Origin of the sequence: Rhodococcus sp. BH4, from assembly GCF_002079265.1 — a bacterium.
GTDB classification, from domain to species: domain Bacteria; phylum Actinomycetota; class Actinomycetes; order Mycobacteriales; family Mycobacteriaceae; genus Rhodococcus_F; species Rhodococcus_F qingshengii.
In genome coordinates, this window is the sequence record NZ_CP014942.1 from 638,638 (window position 1) to 655,348 (window position 16,711).

Annotated in this window: 13 protein-coding genes and 1 pseudogene; 3 read left to right on the forward strand and 11 right to left on the reverse strand. The window is 60.2% G+C overall.

Going from position 1 to position 16,711, the window contains the following annotated elements:
• Positions 1-69: 69 nt before the first annotated feature.
• The 3 genes and pseudogenes from A0W34_RS33905 to A0W34_RS32370 form a co-directional block, all read right to left on the reverse strand.
• Positions 70-168 (reverse strand): annotated as a pseudogene (locus A0W34_RS33905) (DUF2510 domain-containing protein); the annotation flags it as partial.
• Positions 169-222: 54 nt separating this feature from the next.
• Entirely contained in the window at positions 223-441 is a 219-nt protein-coding gene (locus A0W34_RS32365) for a hypothetical protein (protein WP_081559565.1), read from the reverse strand.
• A 157-nt stretch (positions 442-598) separates the two neighbouring features.
• On the reverse strand, positions 599-1,870 hold the full coding sequence (locus tag A0W34_RS32370; protein ID WP_081559567.1) for a pentapeptide repeat-containing protein: 1,272 nt from the start codon (positions 1,868-1,870) through the stop codon (positions 599-601).
• Positions 1,871-2,203: 333 nt separating this feature from the next.
• Here A0W34_RS32370 and A0W34_RS32380 point away from each other — a divergent pair, with 333 nt between their 5' ends.
• Both A0W34_RS32380 and A0W34_RS32390 read left to right on the forward strand, forming a co-directional pair.
• Complete coding sequence (locus A0W34_RS32380; RefSeq protein ID WP_081559571.1) at positions 2,204-3,031, forward strand: SMI1/KNR4 family protein; 828 nt, start codon at positions 2,204-2,206, stop codon at positions 3,029-3,031.
• A gap of 1,233 nt (positions 3,032-4,264) precedes the next feature.
• Positions 4,265-4,489, forward strand: a complete 225-nt coding sequence (locus A0W34_RS32390; protein WP_081559573.1) for a hypothetical protein — start codon at positions 4,265-4,267, stop codon at positions 4,487-4,489.
• Positions 4,490-4,730: 241 nt separating this feature from the next.
• Here A0W34_RS32390 and A0W34_RS32395 read toward each other — a convergent pair whose 3' ends face one another.
• Both A0W34_RS32395 and A0W34_RS32405 read right to left on the reverse strand, forming a co-directional pair.
• Positions 4,731-6,557 carry an AAA family ATPase gene (locus A0W34_RS32395; protein WP_081559574.1) on the reverse strand — a complete coding sequence of 609 codons (1,827 nt, stop codon included), beginning with the start codon at positions 6,555-6,557 and terminating at the stop codon, positions 4,731-4,733.
• Between the two features lie 535 nt (positions 6,558-7,092).
• Positions 7,093-7,416, reverse strand: a complete 324-nt coding sequence (locus A0W34_RS32405; protein WP_156888998.1) for a hypothetical protein — start codon at positions 7,414-7,416, stop codon at positions 7,093-7,095.
• On the opposite strand from A0W34_RS32405, the gene A0W34_RS32410 reads away from it, so the two are divergent.
• Positions 7,411-7,923, forward strand: coding sequence for a glycosyltransferase (locus A0W34_RS32410; RefSeq protein WP_156888999.1), 513 nt, complete (start codon positions 7,411-7,413; stop codon positions 7,921-7,923). The genes A0W34_RS32405 and A0W34_RS32410 overlap by 6 nt on opposite strands.
• Positions 7,924-8,157: 234 nt before the next feature.
• Here A0W34_RS32410 and A0W34_RS32415 read toward each other — a convergent pair whose 3' ends face one another.
• The 6 genes from A0W34_RS32415 to A0W34_RS32440 form a co-directional block, all read right to left on the reverse strand.
• Positions 8,158-10,137: a sulfatase-like hydrolase/transferase gene (locus A0W34_RS32415; protein ID WP_232330124.1), complete on the reverse strand. Its 1,980-nt coding sequence runs from the start codon at positions 10,135-10,137 to the stop codon at positions 8,158-8,160.
• A gap of 326 nt (positions 10,138-10,463) precedes the next feature.
• A complete protein-coding gene (locus tag A0W34_RS32420; protein WP_081559582.1) occupies positions 10,464-11,681 on the reverse strand; it encodes an acetyl-CoA C-acetyltransferase in 1,218 nt (405 codons plus the stop codon).
• 54 nt (positions 11,682-11,735) lie between these two features.
• Complete coding sequence (locus tag A0W34_RS32425) at positions 11,736-12,560, reverse strand: SDR family oxidoreductase (RefSeq protein ID WP_269750137.1); 825 nt, start codon at positions 12,558-12,560, stop codon at positions 11,736-11,738.
• A gap of 159 nt (positions 12,561-12,719) precedes the next feature.
• The gene (locus A0W34_RS32430) at positions 12,720-13,577 is read right to left on the reverse strand and encodes an alpha/beta hydrolase (RefSeq protein ID WP_232330140.1); all 858 of its coding nucleotides are present in this window, start codon (positions 13,575-13,577) and stop codon (positions 12,720-12,722) included.
• 157 nt (positions 13,578-13,734) lie between these two features.
• On the reverse strand, positions 13,735-15,750 hold the full coding sequence (locus A0W34_RS32435; protein ID WP_081559586.1) for an acetoacetate--CoA ligase: 2,016 nt from the start codon (positions 15,748-15,750) through the stop codon (positions 13,735-13,737).
• Positions 15,747-16,685, reverse strand: a complete 939-nt coding sequence (locus tag A0W34_RS32440) for a VOC family protein (RefSeq protein ID WP_081559588.1) — start codon at positions 16,683-16,685, stop codon at positions 15,747-15,749. The genes A0W34_RS32435 and A0W34_RS32440 overlap by 4 nt, the downstream gene beginning before the upstream one ends.
• Between the last annotated feature and the right edge of the window lie 26 nt (positions 16,686-16,711).

Genomic DNA, 16,711 nt, shown 5'->3' on the forward strand with positions numbered 1-16,711 from the left:
GGTTCGCTTCCGCTTCTGTGCAGCTTCGGGCGTCTCAGGTGATGGTGGCTCGGATTGTGGTGCAGCTTCGGGCATCGGCTGCGTCGCGGATGTCCACTGCTGTCCGTCCCAGTAGCGGAGTTGATTGTTGCCTGCGGGGTCCGGATGCCAGCCAGCAGGATTCGTCATGGGAAGCCTTTCAGTTGGTCCACGGCGAGCGTCGCCGCAGTTCTGTGTCAATGTTTAGCGGCGCGTGCTGCTTTGGGGTCGGTCTGTTGTGGTCCACGTTGTGAGTGCGGCCCGCTCGTCGACGGACAGGCGTCGCAGCGTGCCGGCTTCGGGATCGGCGAACGCGAGTTGGGTGGTGGCGGTGATCGCAGGCTTCGAGTCCGGGGAGGCGTGTGCGGAGCGCACCTCGTAGCGGAGGGTGACATCGACGACGCGGAGCTTCTCGATCCACATCGTGACCGCGATGTCGGACTACCGGACGACGACATTCGAGGTGTAGGTGCGGGCGGTGGTGGTCATCGGTGGAATCTCCTCGGCTGGTGGTGAGGTCGTCATTGTCGCAAGGCGAATCGACTTCTGGTGGGGTTGAAGCCCACTAGGTTGTGCCCTTCTAGCTGGCGGAGTCGGGGACGGCTTCGGTGTCGTCGATTCCGGTGGCGGGTTGGTTGTCGGAGTCTTCGTTGTCTGCGCTTCGGACCCTTCGTGGGGTTCGAAGACCTATGACGTCGGTGATGTCTTTGGCGCCGCTCACATCTACCGGGACCCCGAAGCCTCGCACTCCTGTGAAGTCTGTCCTGACCAGGGTGGCTTCGAGGAAGGTGACGCGTTGGTCGATGGTTGCGCCTTTCAGATTGGCGTCAGTGAGATCCGCGCCGTCAAATGTGGTGCCGATTAGTTTCGCGCCTGGCAATTGCGCTTTCTGCATCTTCGCGTCGTCTAGGCGGGTGCCCTGCATATCCGCGCCTGGCAGCATTGTGCCACGGAGGTCAGCGTTTTCCAGTCGGGCATAGGACAGGTCAGCGTGAAGTAGGTTCGCTCCGCTCAGATTCGCGCCCATGAGTCTGGTTCCATATAGATCGGCGTTTTCCATCGGTAGATGTACAAGACGGCTGAAGCGCATGTCCATCTTGCGGAGAGAGATTCCACGGAGGTCAATAGTGACCACGTTTAGGGGATTCAGGTCCGGGTGACCTGGCCAGGGGTAGTTTGCGGTGGCAACTCGGCTGAGCCATTCGAGCGCGGCTTTGCGGACATCGCGGTCTTTTTTCAGGAAGACGTCGTCGGCGTCCCAGCCCACCAGTTCCTGCGTACTGCTCTCGAACTCTTCGTTGATTCGGGGGACGCTACGAAGATAGGAGCACAAGAGGTCAACGCAGACCTGGCGCTGTTTGTAGATCCCAATGCTTGTCCAGTCGTCACCGAGCGCGGCGATGGCATGGACTCCACCCAGACGGATCGTAGGTTCTTCATTCGCCAGTTGTTCGACAGCTTTGGTGTAGCGGTCGTGCATGTCCGCAACTCGTTCTGCATCTTGTTTGGCGCGTTCGAGCTCGAGGTTCGTTTCGGTCGTGGCAACGAGGTGCTGATGCGTGGTCTCGGTCGATTTTTGGCGGCGGTAGCCGAGAACGATCGCCACGACGGCGCCGAGCGCACCGACAGCGAAGGCTGATGACCTGGATATCTGGAAGAGCTGTTCGCCGCCCACTGAAGTCACTGCTTCGCCCGGTGCCGTGAGCATTTCGGCTTGGGCGTAGTCAAGTGCAAACCAGATAAGACCAGCCGCGGCTATCGAAAGGAGGATCCCCCAGAAAAACCCGGAATTCTTCTCGCTAGTTGTGCAGGTGGTTCCGTGTGCAGTTTGTCCTGAGTTTTGGGTGGTCATGCGTGTCCTTCGGGTATCGGTGGGAAGGCAACCGTACAGAACAGACCTTTTGGTCGGATGGTCCGGCCCGCAGCAACCGGGCCGGACCTTTCCAGTTTGCGTGGCCCCTTTCGGGTTCTGTGGTCGACGATGTGCGCGAGGGGCGGGTGGTGTTCGACGGCGGGGCGTCGGTGTTCGCTGTCGTCGGGTGGGTGTTGATGGGTGCGGCGTTTTATTCGAGGAGGCGGCAACCGCCGTCTGAGCCCGAGTGGTCGATGCCGGTTGATCGGGGATAGTGGTGTGTTTTCGTCGGGTGCGAGGACGGTTGTGCTTGTTCGCCGATAGATTCGGACCATGACACTGACCGATGCATGGCAGGCTTATGTGGACGTTCTTCGCGACTGCGCACCGGTCACGGCCGCGGCGGTGCGTGCGCCTCGGGTTGTGGCGGAGCGGGAGGCCGCCGAAGGCGCGACCGCTTCGTGGACTGCGGAGCTGCGTGAGTTCTTCGCTCTGCACGATGGCCAGGCTTTCCGTTCGGAAGACGATCAGTTCGTCGGTGAAGTTCTGCCGGGGGTCGAACTGTTGTCGCTGGAACAGGTGGTCGCCACGCACAAGCTTGGTAGTGAAATTCTGCATCCGATCGATGATCTGGGGCCGGATTGGCCTGCCACGGTTCGGGCGCAGCATGCAGGGGAAACGGCTGAGATGTTTGTCCCTGAATACATTCCGTTCGCCCAGGACGGTGCGGGTGATTTTCTCTATGTCGACACCCGCGAGGGCGAACAGCATGGGTGCATCCGCTATTTCGCGGCGGAGGCAGCGGACGAGGGCGGCCCCCTGTTCGGCTCCCTGACCGAGTACGTGGATTCGGTTCGCCGAAGTGTCGAGTCCAGGTCCGAGCATTCGTACCTGGTCCCGTCGGTGACCGAGGGGGCGTTGGCGTGGGATGTCGACTTTTCCGATCAACCTCCGCTGCCGCAGCAGCCGGATCCGACGCCGCTGCATCTTCCGTTCCCACTCAATGACTTTCAGCCTTCACTTGTCACCGCCGATGACGACCTCGTCGACCTCGATGTGTCCGCGCGGTTGTCCTCGACACCGCGCGGTCGCGTCATCCTGGTGCGCAGGTGCAGGGCGGGGAAGTGGTTTTCCGGCGGGTCCCCCGCCAACGTGGGGTGACGATGAATTCGGTCGTCGAGATAGACGGTGAGCCCAAGTTTTATCTGACGATTGTCACCGGTGTCGGCAACGAGGTCCTCGTGCATGAGTTGCCGCCGGGTGGCTTTACATTCATCGTTGACCACTAATGTCACGCGGCCTGTCTTCTCACTCGGGAGGGTTGCGCGGGAGGTGGATCTCCGGCGTCAGCGGCGGAGGTCTTGTGTCTGCGGATTCGGCGCATCGGACATATCCACTGCAGATTTTGAATTGTATTGGTGCAGAATCGCATTCAAAGCTGCCGGCGCTCGTATCGGTCAGTAGAAGCAGCAGAAGAGCTGGAGATGAGCCGCCAGAGCATCCTGAAATCTATCAAAACGGCCAAGCTCCCCGCTATCCGCGTGGGCGACACCTGGGCCGTTCGGAAGTCGGTCGTACAGGTGCACGCACGCGGCAACGCCGAAAACGCATAGCGACCGACGAACGACCCGCTAAACGCAATTTCGTAGCCGTCTCATCGTCGCAGTGTCCGGGCTTGACGTCGAGGAAGCAGCCGTACTATGCGCGGCATGGAACTGATCTCGCTTGTCACCGTGGGTGTCGCGGTGGGTACGTTCATTGTCGGAGTGCCCGCCGCGTGGCAATACTGGACGTGGGAACGCCGCGCCCTATGGAGGGCCGAGCGTAACCAAAAAGGGTTGCAGTACGTCCCAACAGATTCCGACGCTGCATTGCTCCTAAACAAAGACAGCCACGCACTGACTTTGAGGATCGCGGCGACCAGGAGATTTCCGACGACAATGAGAGCCGTGGCCAGCTACCTGAGCGGTCGGATCGGAGCGGTCGGCGCTACCTCCGCAGCCACGCTGGGACTCATTTGGCCGCCAGCTCGTGCCGGATTCGCACCCGTCGATTGGGTCTTGCTGATCGGCGCTCCGATCATGGCGGCCTCGTACATGTTCGTTGAAGACGAGATGAAACGGATCTGGAGGGAGAGACGTGAATGGGTTCAGGCCCAACCCTCGTTCGACGCGGGAACACCCCTGCCTAGCCCGATCCCTCCACAACCTTGACGTTTTGAACCCTCCGGCGCCAGACAGAAGCCGTAAGCGTCTGCGCGCGGCCTACGGGCTGGCCTAGGCAATTCCTCAATCCGATAGCGCGACGCTTATCCCTTGCCGGGTAGGCACCGCTCGCGGTTGCACATGATGTAGCCGGGATGCAGAGTGTGACCACCCTACGAGAGGAACCCGAATGAGCGACGCTGAAGCTACGGTGCAACTGAGCGAGCTTGCCCGACAGGCTGCCTGGGGTCTGGTGAAGGGCGGCCACCTAGACGCGTTGGAGGATGGCAAAGCAACCTTGCTTCTCCGGTTGGACATCCTCGAGGCTGCTGCCAGTGCCGGCATCACCATCGGCCTTGAACATGAGGGGATTGGCGTGATCTACACACGCGATGAGCTGACGGGACTCGACTGATCTGGTCGGTGACCTGTATCTTTTGGCGGAGGCGCTGGGCGTGATGTGGCGCAGCGTGCTCGATCGTGCCGAGGATTGTCGAGGTGAGGAACGGTGCGGGGTGTAGTCCCGGACCGAAACAACGGCCCACACTCGCTGGCGTGTACCCGCGGGTGAGGGCCGTTGTGGTGTGTGTGATCGGGGTGGGGTGGCTGCGAGGCCGGGTTGTAGCTGTTTTGAATGTTGTTGTATTTCAGTGTGTTCAGGTCTTCGCTAGCGCGTCGTCGATGAGCTTTTGGAGAGCTTCCATAGCTGCGACCTTTGGCGTGTGTGCGAGGACCGCTGAAACGAAATCTCCGGAACTGTTGAGAACGGTGTGTTTGGAGACGAAGTCGGCGATGATGTACTTACCTCTCACCATTGTCCATGGATCGGGGAGTGCTTCGTTCCAGGCTATTTCCGCGGCAGCGATCGCGTTCTCGATCGCTGTTTCATCTATAGCGGTCCGCGATGGTGTCGCGATGCTTCGAAGCCGAGAGAGTGCGTCGTCGCCGCGGGGCGATGGCCAGGCGATGGACGACTCTTCGCGAAGGAGTCGCTGCGCGTATTCGGCAATTGCGTTTTCTCTATACGAGAGGAGTAGTTGGCGCAGCACTGTTCGGGTGGACACGAGTGACGGGCACGTCTGGGGGCGGAGAAGGTTGCCTTCTATTGCTTTGGTGATGAATGCATCGTCTTGGAGCAGTACGCCTTCGATGTCAGCGGCAGGCCAGACGTGAACGCGATCCTTTATCTCTCTGCTTGGGGCGGGCGCTCGTACGTCGGCATCGACGATGCCTATGATGGGTAGCTCGTATTTCGAGAGAGACTTCACCTGGTTGAGTACGGCTAGCCGGCCACCCGCGGATTGCATCGAGCTACTTGTAACTGTGGGTAGCAATTGCGGGATTACAGTCGCATCGAAGTCGCCTTCGGTGAGCACGAGGATCTCTGCCTGTGTGAGTGCGCTTGCCCGAAAGCCAGCCTCTCGGTATAGGTCAAGTCGGTCAGACTCATTTTTGACAAGTTGCGGGGGGTTGTCGTGACTGAGCCGCAAGATCGCGGACGGCGAGACGGCGTCGAGGATGGCTGGACTGTGAGTGGCGAGGAGCATGCGGCCGTGTTCTGCGAGGCCGGGCCGTAAGGCTTTCAATAGCCGTGTGCTCAGTGCGGGATGTAGGTAGGCGTCGGGTTCGTCGATCACGACGAAGCTCTGGCCTTCGCCGGCTCTAAAGACACGACTGATGATGATGAGTGCTTGCCGTTCTCCACTGGAAAGATCGTGAACTGGGTGTGTCGTACTGTCCGGCAGCCCTATACGTAGCCCTGTGCTGTGTTCGGCTGTAAGTGGAAGTAGGGTTTTTGGGTGAAGCAGTTCGTCCACCGCAGTTTTGAATGCATCCCATCGGCTCGCTTTAGACTCATCTGACGAAATCGGGTTCTCACGTGGAAGTGAGCCCTGCACGCAGAGAGCGGTAGCGTAACTCTCGAATTCCGCGTCATCGAGACGCCCGAAATTTTGGACAGTGCTCCGAGCTTCGGCGAGCTTAGCGATCGCAGCTTCTTCGCTGAGTTGTTTTAGGTCCACGCCGGCGTAATTCGGGGGTAGTAGGCGTCGTTCGGCAGGAAGAAAAACGAGGTCAAGGCTTGGCTGACGTTTGAGAACTTGGCTGCTTCTGAGCGCGTTCTGTAGCGTGTCGACGCTGGTACTCGGCATCACGGTGTACCCGGCGAGGGGTTGAGCCTTTGCCATATAGATCACCTGATCGGGAACGGGAGCGTCGTATGCCCACCCTGATTGGGTTGCGAATTCATTGAGAATTGCTCGTTCTGCCTCGGTGAAAGCAACAGTTACGTTGACCTCGACGTTGGATTCGGGGTCGCGCGCAGTAGGCATTTGCAGTGTCCACGGAATAAGCATGCACGCGAGCAGCTTCGATTTACCGGTGCCGTTGGCGCCGGCAACTGCGGTGACCTGCGCATCCGGTAGGTCTGTGTGTCCGTCGACGAGGCCTGCGACGTTGGTGGTCTCGATGCGGGTGATTTTCATGGCGAATTTTTGCACACTGCAATGGCGTGTGCGGGTAGGGGCTGGGCGTGTCTGATATTCAGTGTTTCGATTGTCTTGAATGTTGTGGCGTGGGAGTAGGTTTCGGCATCTATTTGGTGCGGAGTGGGCTTCACGGGTTGTGTACGGTGGTGTTTTCGTGAACGTTGAATGCAATTGAAGTAGCGAGCATTTCGGTGCTTTGAGTTTTGCGGTTGTTTTGCGGTTTGCTGGGTGACCCCTTCGGGTAGAAGCAGCTCATTGACACCGGAGGTGTAGACGCACGTCATCGGACCCGCCGGCTCGGCTTGGGTGCACCCGGAGGGGAGTGGATCCGCCGATGCGATACCAGGAACGGTCAACAGAGACGCACTGACAGCGGCTGCGGCTGCGGCCGCCCACGCTCGTGCCGAAGATTTACCGGTCATCGAATTACTCTCGACTTTGAACTGTGTGCGCTGCAGAAGATTGTGATGCTGGGTTGTGTTGCGCCACAGTGTTTGTGACTTCAACGCCGATACAGTCAACGCCTGAACGATCATCTGCTACCGAACAATCCAGCCGGAAGGCACGCAGATCCGGTGCACGTCGGTGGCTGCGGAGTCACAGGTGGTTGGTAGGTGATCGTCACCGACGGCGCAGCATCGGACAACGACAGTGTCGTGCGCGCAGGGGCCAGTGACGACCCACCCGCACCGCCGCTGTACAGGCCGCCGACGCCGCCCGCCGTCCCGGTCCCGGCCTGCGCGCCCAGGGCACACTCGACAACCACGACTTCACTCAGTTGGCCGTCCTGGCGTTGCGCGCTCTGGCCGATCTTCCGGTCACGGTCGTGGTCTCCACCGGCGGCGCCTCGGTGCACTCGATTTCCACTCCGGTCCCGGCGAACGCGGTGGTAGCGGAGGACGTGGACTACGGGTGGTTGTTGCCGCGCACAGCGTTGGTGATTACCAACGGGGGCTTCGGCAGAGTGCAGCAGGCGTTGGCTCATCGCGCGGCAGTGATCGTGGCCCCGGGCGGAGAAGACAAACGTGAGGTCGCTGCCCGTGTGGGGTTCTTCGGAGTCGGGGTGGACATGGGGGAGCGTCGACCCACACCGCACCAGATCCGCGGCGCCGTCGACACCGAGTGCGACTCGCACGCGTACGAGGTCGAGGTTCAGGCCACGGCGGGAGTCGAGTTCAAGGACGACCTCTTCACCGTGAACGTCGCCGCGCCGGAAGGCTTCGACCAGGCCGAACGCCGCGCGATCCGTAGGGCCGTGCAGCGAGCCGCTGAATGGAATGCAGAGAACGCCGGTGCGAACCTGCCGCATCGTCCGGAGAGCAAGAGCGACTACCGGGTTGTGTCGATCGGTTTGGCCGTCTGATCGAAATGGTGCGGCCCGCAGCAACCGGGCGGGACCTTTTCCAGTTTGTGTGGTCCAGAAAGGCTCCTCACCGTCCGGCGGATTCTAGGGATCGCCGCAACACTGTGAGCGTCTGAAGCATCGTAAGCGCCCTGGAGACGTTGCAGCTGTTTGGCTCCGGGAAACGATCAATGTAGCGTGCCGCGCCTTCGCGCCGCCGCGTTGCCGTGCTCGTGACTTCCTGGCGGATGTGCGCTATTCGGCCCAGTCCATGGCGTAGATCACCGGGGCGAGTGCCTCGCTGGCGGCGTTGACGGCTGCGAATTCGACCGGGATGACGTTGTTGTCGGCTGCGTATTGGTCCCACAGGTCGGACAGTCGTCGTACTTGATCGGGTTGTTCGCTGGCCAGGTCGGTGGTCTCGCCGGGGTCTTTACTCAGGTCGTATAGCGCGTATTGTCCGGTGCCGCTGTTGCCTGGTGTTGCAAAGACTAGTTTGAGGTCGCCGTCACGGAAGGCTCGTTCGCCGAATAGCTCCCAGCCGAACTGATCGTCGCCGATGGTGTTGGTCGTCCCGTCGAGCAGTGGTTTGGCGGAGTTGCCTGAAAGTTCATTGGGTTCGTGCAACGATGCGCCTGCATAGTCAGCGAAGGTGGGGTAAAGGTCGCTGATGTGAGCGAAGGTATCGACTATCCGGGGGCTGTCCTGGTCGTTCGCAGCGTTCGGGGTCTTGACTATCAGCGGTACCCGGATGCCGCCCTCGTAGAGGGTGTTTTTGGTGTGAAAATAGGGGCCTGAAGACACTTGAGCGTTGGAAAGGGAGGGCACGGGGAAGGAACCGGCTTTGCCGTACGCGTCGATGTCTCCGATGAGGTGGTAGTGCTCGGTGAGCCATTGGCGGGCGCCGGGCGCGCGGGCATACATCTCGGATGAGAGTCCGGATGCGCCGTTATCGCTGGCCACGACGATCAGAGTGTCATCGAAGTCGCCGGTGGCTTTCAGGTGTTCGACGATACGGCCGAGCTGGGTGTCGACGTGCTCGATCATGGCCGAGTACACAGCCATGCGGTAGGTCAGGTCACGTTGTTGTTCGGAGGTAAGTGTCGTGGCTTCGGGTGTCTGCACCGGCCAACGTGTAGCGATGTCACGGTTGATGAGTCCGTTGTCCGCCATGGCATCAATTCGGTTGGCCCGCAGTTGTTCAACACTTTTGCCGGAGTAGAGCTCGAAGTACTTTTGTATGAGCTCGGTGTCCGGGACATGCAGGGGATCGTGCGGGGCGGTATAGGCGAGGTAGCCGAAGAACGGGCGGCCCTCGTCCTGCCCATTGTCGATCATGGTGAGCATCTCATCGGTATAGGCATTGGTGGAGTAGAAGTCTGCGGGGAGCTGGTCGATGCGTTGGCCGTTGTGTTCGTAGGTGACTTGGTCAGCGGGGGGTTGTTGGCCGGCTACCAGGCGCAGCGCGTCGGCGTAATGTGATGCGCCGCCTTGATACATGGTGTAGTTCTGGTCGAATCCCAGGGCTTGTGGGGTCTGATTTGGCCCGGTTCCGAGGTGCCATTTTCCTGCTTGGTACGTGTTGTATCCGGCGTCGGAGAGTATTTGGGCGATGGAGGTGTAGCGGCCTTCGAGTGAACCTTTGTAACCCGGTGTGTTCAAGGGGATTCCGGGCGCGATGGCGCCCTCCATGGAACCGAGTCCGACGCGGTGTGGATCTTGTCCGGTCATCAGTGCTGCCCGTGAGGGTGCGCACACTGAATAGGCGTGGAAGTCGGTGAACTGGGTCCCTTGCCGTGCCAGTGCGTCGATGACGGGGGTGGAGATTTCGCTGCCGTAGGCGCCGATGTCGCTGTAGCCGAGATCGTCCATGAGGACCATCAGGATATTTGGCGGGTCACTTCGCGGCGTCGGAGATGTCTCATTGGTTGGCGATGCCGGTCCGGAGCAACCGATTGTGGCTGTGAGTAATGCTGATGTGCACAACGCCATCCCTATTGAGGGTTTCATACCTTGTCGGTCGCGCATTTTCCTGAACATGAACTCGTCCTTTCGCTTGAATGAATGACGAAGGAGCTGCGGAGAATTAGTACTGCAGGCTTCACGGCACCAGTTGTCGGCATGTGCAGCAAAATGACTCCCGCCGTACCCCCGTGCCGGCGCAGTATCGGTGTTCCTGAGCTGCCCGACGATGTCGCGGCGCCGAGCAGGACACTGGTGTCCAAAGACCGACACCGTGCCATGCCGGAAAGTCCGGGGACGAAACAATGTTGCGGCCGCGGCTCTCTCCGAGCATCGGCACGGCGTGATCGGTGGGGGTGGCTTTCGAATCCACGGTCGATGGCATGCTCATCGCCGATCTCGACGCCCGTACGGAAACATGCTGGCAGCGAGGTTGGCGGGTGTGTCTTGCGTGTGAACATCTCACCCGAGCGGCGCGGTCCTTACTGCTGTCTTTTACGTCGAGGTCCAGCTTGATTCGCGGCGACGTGACGACCGCCGAGCCGGTTGCGGGACTGTTCGAGCTGAGCAGTGGCTGCTACTACGCTGCTACACGGTCTTTATGAGAGCCGCTCAAGGACCATTGCCATGCCCTGGCCGCCGCCTACGCACATGGTCTCGACGCCGAACTGTTTGTCATGGTGCTGCAAGGAGTTGATGAGGGTACTGGTGATACGCGCCCCCGTCATTCCGAACGGATGCCCGATGGCGATCGCTCCGCCGTTGACATTGAGCTTGTCGATCGGGATGCCGAGCGCCTGCGCCGATCCGAGAGCCTGAACAGCAAACGCCTCGTTTATCTCCCATAGGTCGATGTCGTCGATGCCGAGCTTGGCGTGTCCGAGTGCCTGTTTGACCGCCTCGATCGGCCCGAGACCCATGATCTCCGGGGACAGGCCACTCACGCCGGTAGCAACGATGCGCGCGAGTGGTGTCAGGCCGAGTTGCTTGGCTTTGATGTCGCTCATGATGACCAACGCGGCAGCGCCGTCGTTGAGCGGGCAAGCGTTGGCTGCCGTAACGCTGCCGTCGGGCCGAAAAACAGGTTTGAGTTGCGAAACAGTGTCGTAGGTCACCCCTGCGCGTGGGCCGTCGTCTGCGCTCACGCATGTGCCGTCGGCGAGGGTAACTGGTGTGATGTCCTTGGCCCAGAAGCCGTTACCGATCGCTATCTCCGCCAGGTTATGGCTGCGGACGCTGAACTCGTCCTGTTCCTGACGGCTCATGCCGATGCGCTGCGCGACGTTTTCCGCAGTCTCACCCATGTCGATGTACACGTCTGGGAGCAGACCGTGTTCGCGCGGGTCCGTCCAACTGTCCGCACCACCCTGAGCACGGATGCGGTTGCGCTGAACGGCCTCGGCGAACCTGGGGTTTTGTGCCTTGGGATCGTCAGAGAACCCGTTCATGAACCGGCTGACCGTCTCGACACCGACTGAGAGGAACACGTCCCCCTCATCAGCTTTGATGCCGTGAAACGCCATACGGGTGGTTTGGAGGCTAGACGAGCAGTATCGGTTGACTGTGACGCCAGGCAGGTTGTCCATACCCGCAAGGACTGCCACTGCCCGGGCGAGGTTATTACCGCTCTCCCCAGCTGGTTGAGCAACACCGAGGTGGAGATCAGTGATGTCGGCCCGGTTCAACGCGGGCACCTTGGCCAGTGTGGCCTCAACCATCTGTACTGCTAGGTCATCCGGGCGAATGTTCTTGAGCGAGCCCTTGCGGGCGCGACCTATTGGCGAGCGTGCGACGGACACGATAACGGCTTCGGGCACAGCAGTATTCCTTCGTGACGTTGATGGGTATTGAGAGCGCAGTCAACGGCGCCATCAATATGACGAGACAGCCGGTGCAGTGGACTCAACTGGACCTTCTCGTCGTGTATTGGTCACCCCACCGTCCACGACGAGCGTTTGACCGACAACGTAATCACCGGCCCTAGCTGCGAGGTAGATGGCTGATGCGGCGATATCGGCCGGGGAACCGATTCGACGTGCGGGAATGATTCTCGAATGAGTCTCTTCGTCATCGCGTGCTTCTTTGTTCATCTGCGAGGCGAATGCGCCCGGAGCTATCGAATTCACCACGATCCCCTCGCCGACAAGTCGGGCCGCCATACGGCGTGTGAGATGGATCAGGCCAGCTTTGCTTGCGTGATACGAGTAAGTCTCGTGTTGTCCGAGCGTGAGACCATCGATCGAGGTGATGTTGATGACCTTCGCCGGTTGCTCGTCATCCGAGCGGCGAAGAGCCGGGAACAGTCGCTGAGTGAGGAAGAACGGTGTCTTGAGATTGAGATCGACCACTTTGTCCCAGCCTGATTCGGGGAAGGTCTCGAATGAGTCTCCCCAGGCAGCCCCGGCATTGTTGACGAGCACATCGATTCGAGACTCCATCTCGAGCAACCGCTTCGAAAAGTCGTCGATACCGCTGACGGTCGACAAATCTGCGGCGATAGCTCGACAGTCTCCCCATGAGCGCATTTGCGCGGCGGCCGCTTCACATTCGTTCGCCGAGCGAGCGGTTATTACAACGCGGGCCCCGGCGACGACGAAACCTTCCGCGATCATCCGACCGATCCCTCGGGAACCACCTGTCACCACAGTAACAACGTCTTCTAGTGAGAAGAGGTCGGCTAATGCCGCCCCACCCAAAGGTGTCGGAGTTATGTTTGGTCCTTTGCCGAGGTGACTTGGATTCCTGTTCTCTGTGCTGACAGGCACTGCACTCCTTCAGATGATCGGGGGTTGCATCAAAAATGGGCTCGCATTTATGCGTCGTCGACGCACGAGTTAGTGGGGACAGTTCCTGGTCTAGTCGTTCACAGGCAGTGTTGCGGACCAGGATGTCAAGATCTCCGCGTAACGAGCGGGGTCGAACAGATGCATCATGTGAAGCGCGTCGGGGTGCGACTGATAGTCCACCCGAACGCCCGCAGACCGAATGATGTCCTGCGCATGCTCTGCCTGAAGGTCGGAGAGCGCGCCCAACAGCTCGCCCGTCTCGGGGTCGATCGTCCGCGCGTGATGAGTGATGAGAATTGGTGTCTTGACTTGCGAGAGCATCCTGTCGTGTGGGCAGTGCAGTGCCACAGTCCCTTCGAAGAATGCGCGCCCCCATTCCGGGTCGTATTCCTTGAGATTCTGCGGCGCCTCATCCGGGGTCGGAAATAATTGCATAGCCTTTGCCGGCGACGCTTTGGCTGCCTCAACGAACCCTTTCCAGTCCCCAATCGACCACTGGTCCCCGAGGAAGTCCCGGTACAACTCGAATGCCGGACCCGCCGCCTGCAGAACCGAGTGACCGTATGCGGGGACCAACTCCGACGCAAAGAACGGTGCGTCCTCACACAATGCTGCACGGATCTGGCCTGGCATCGCGTACGCCGAAAGCCAGGCGGCCAGCAGCCCCCCCGAGGAGTTCCCTGCCACGACGACAGGGCGTTTGATGACCAGAGCGATGAAACGCACCAGATCATTGCCGAAGTTGTCCAGGCTGTATCGCCGTGGCGTCCAGGTGCTGCGACCTTGCCCACGAATATCGACGGCAAAGACATGAAAATTCTCTGCCAGAAGACCCATCACCGGCTCGTAACTCCACCACGATCCGGTCTGCTCGGGGAGGAGGAGCAGTGCCGGGTTGTCCGCAGAGCCCGCCTCCGCGAAGTTCATCACCACTTCACCAAGATCGACCTGACTTTCCGGGAATCGGTGCGAGACAAAGATGTTCCGCGAATCTGGTAACTGTCTCGCGTGTGTGGCAGCATTCGCTGCTTCGGACCTAGTTCCTTCTTCGGTCATGTCCTTCTCCATTGCGGTTGGGTTGCTATCAAGTCTGAGCTTCTTCGTCTGCCCAGCGTTGAGCGAGTTCTACGTAGTAAATGATGAGATCGGGCCGGTCGACTGCGCCCACACTCAGTACGTCGTCGACCGAAGCGCCCTGAAGAATTCGTTTGAGAGGCACTTCGAGCTTTTTACCGGTCTTGGTGTGCGGAATTGCCGAGACCACATGGAACTCGTCGGGAACATGTCTGGGCGAGCATTCGACACGGAGCTTGTTCCTGATTTCATCGATTGCCTCGTCGTCGACTGTGTGACCGGCTTTAGGCACGAGGAACATCGGCATCCGATACGATCCGTCGGCTCGCTCCACTCCGAGAACAAGTGCCTCATCTACGCCGCAGGCCCCTTCGACCACTTGATACAGATCTGCTGACCCGAGGCGCACGCCGTTGCGGTTGAGAGTGGCATCAGACCGTCCGTGCAGGATGAAGGAGCCGCGTGACGTGTGGGTCACCCAGTCCCCGTGGCGCCACACACCCGGGAACACGTCAAAATAGGCGTCGCGATATCGCTGGTCACCAGGATCGTGCCAGAAGCCGATTGGCATCGAGGGCATGGGCAGTGTGACGACGAGTTCACCCACAGTATCGCGCACTGCATGCCCGGCGTCGTCGAACGCCGCGATAGCGACTCCCAAAATGGGACCGGAGATCTCCCCGAGGTAGGAAGGCAGACAGGGTGCGCCACCGACGAAAGAACTGACGACGTCGGTACCGCCGCTGGTCGAGATCAACGGTATCTGGGGCGACACTGCATCGGCTGTCCATCGATGGAGCGCCTCCGACACCGGAGCGCCGGTTGCCATGATCTGGACAAGTTCTGAGAGATCGTGGTCGACCCCGGGCCGTAGCCCGGCGGACGATGCGAGCTGCAATAGGCCAGGGCTCGTGCCCATTTGGGTGACATGTTCCTGTTCTACGATCTTCCAGAGGCGGTCGACGCTGGGATGGGTTGGACTCCCCTCGTAGGCAATAGTGGTGACTCCTGCAAGAAGCGCTGAGACGACGACGTTCCACAACATCCAGTTCGTCGTCGTGTACCAGAACAGTGTGTCGCCCTCGGACAGGTCCTGGTGAAGTCCGAGCGTCATCAGGTGTGTCACGACGACACCGGCATGCCCGTGCACAATCCCCTTGGGGACACCTGTCGTTCCCGACGAGAAGAGGACCCACAGGGGGTGGTCGGCCGAGACTTGAGCAGTCTGCAAGGGGAGCTTTACCCCTCCGCCGTCTCCGTTCACTGCAGCGTCCCACGTGATCCACCTGGTCCCGTGCGACTCGATTACGTCGGTGATTTCGATGCCGCCACGTGGAACTGTGACCACAAGTCGAGGGCCCAGTCGATCGACCAGTTCTGCCAAGACATCACGTCGGTCGCGTACCGTTCCCGCAAATTCGTATGCCGTTGCACCCACGAGCACGGTCGGCTCGAGCTGAGCAAGCCGATCCGCAGCTGCTGATGTGCCGTAGTCGGGAGCACAACATGCCCAGACGGCACCGACTGCCGCCGCGCCGAGAAAAGCGATGATCGCTTCATCGGCGTTGGGGAGGTACCCCACCACACGATCGCCAACTTCGACCTGGTTTACGCGGAGTGTGTGGGCGAACCCCGCAACGCGGCGGTGCAGTTCGCGCCAGCTAATCTCGCGACGCGTGCCGTCCTCGAGGATCGCCACCATGGCAGGGGTCTGTAACCGTCCGTCATATCGAAGTATCTGATCGACATAGTTCAGACGCGCGCCCTCGAACCATCTCGCGCCCGGCATACGTCGGCTGTCAAGCACTTGATGATATTGCTGCGACGACACGACGCCGAAGAACTCCCACACTTCGGCCCAGAATGCCTCGGGGTCTGACACTGACCAGGCATGCAGCAGACCGTAATCGGAGATGTCGATGTCGTACTTCCGGCTCACCTTGCCAACGAAGCGCGCGATGATGGAGTCGCCGGTGATGGCCGCTTCGGGTCGGGACAATTGGACGCAATTTGTCTTGATCGTCATTCGGAGTGCGCCCCCGTCATGAGGGCTGCCAAGTCTTCGGGTGCCAGAAAGGAAGGCGGTGGTGGTGGACCCCAGTCGTACAGAGCGCGCGCGCCTTCCCACACTCCCGGCTTCCACAGGGCATCGTCGACGATGCAGTCGATGTCGGAGTAGTACTCGGAGAAGTTTCCTGCTGGGTCTTTCAAATACCAGAAGAAGTTGGAGCCGATGGCATGCCGTCCTAGCCCCCACACGTGTCTGTCCGGATCTGTTTCGAGCATCGCGGTTGCGCCGCGGCCGATCTCGTCTACATCATCGACCTGCCACGACGTGTGGTGAAGGAGCTCGGTGGGTGCGCTCTGGACCAGGATGTTGTGATGATCGGTAGAGCAGCGCATGAACGCGGCCACTCCGTCGACCGTGTCGCTGACTTTGAACCCGATGCCTTCGGTGAAAAAATGTTGCGAGGCTTCTTGATTCGTCGATCCGAGTACGACATGGCCCAGCTTTCGTGGTCGGACCTTCCCTTGCCTCTGCACACTCGATGCGCGTTCGTTCTTCCGAGTGATCACACCTGGCGTGTTGTAATGTGGCGCCGGCGTCGGCTCAGATTCGATTCGTGCCGCAATCTCGACGCGGACACGTACTCGTGTTCCTGGATCGACCGCTTCGACGGATGACGGCGTGCGGGTTATCTCGAGCCCTAGCCCTTGCAGTGAACTTGTCACGCGTGCAAGGTCGTCGGGATCGTCGACACCTACTCCGAGATCGACCAAACGGCGACGCGTCGACCGCGTGATGGAGAGTTGTTCACCGCCGTCAACAGTGCTGAGGTTGAACACGTTTCGGTTTCTTTGATCTACTGCCGGCAGCAATCCGAAGTCGATGTAGTAAGCAGCAGTCGCGATGACGTCGGGGACGCCCATGGTAATGCGAGTAAGGCGATGCAGCGGCATGGATTTTCCCTTCTCATTCTCGGCAA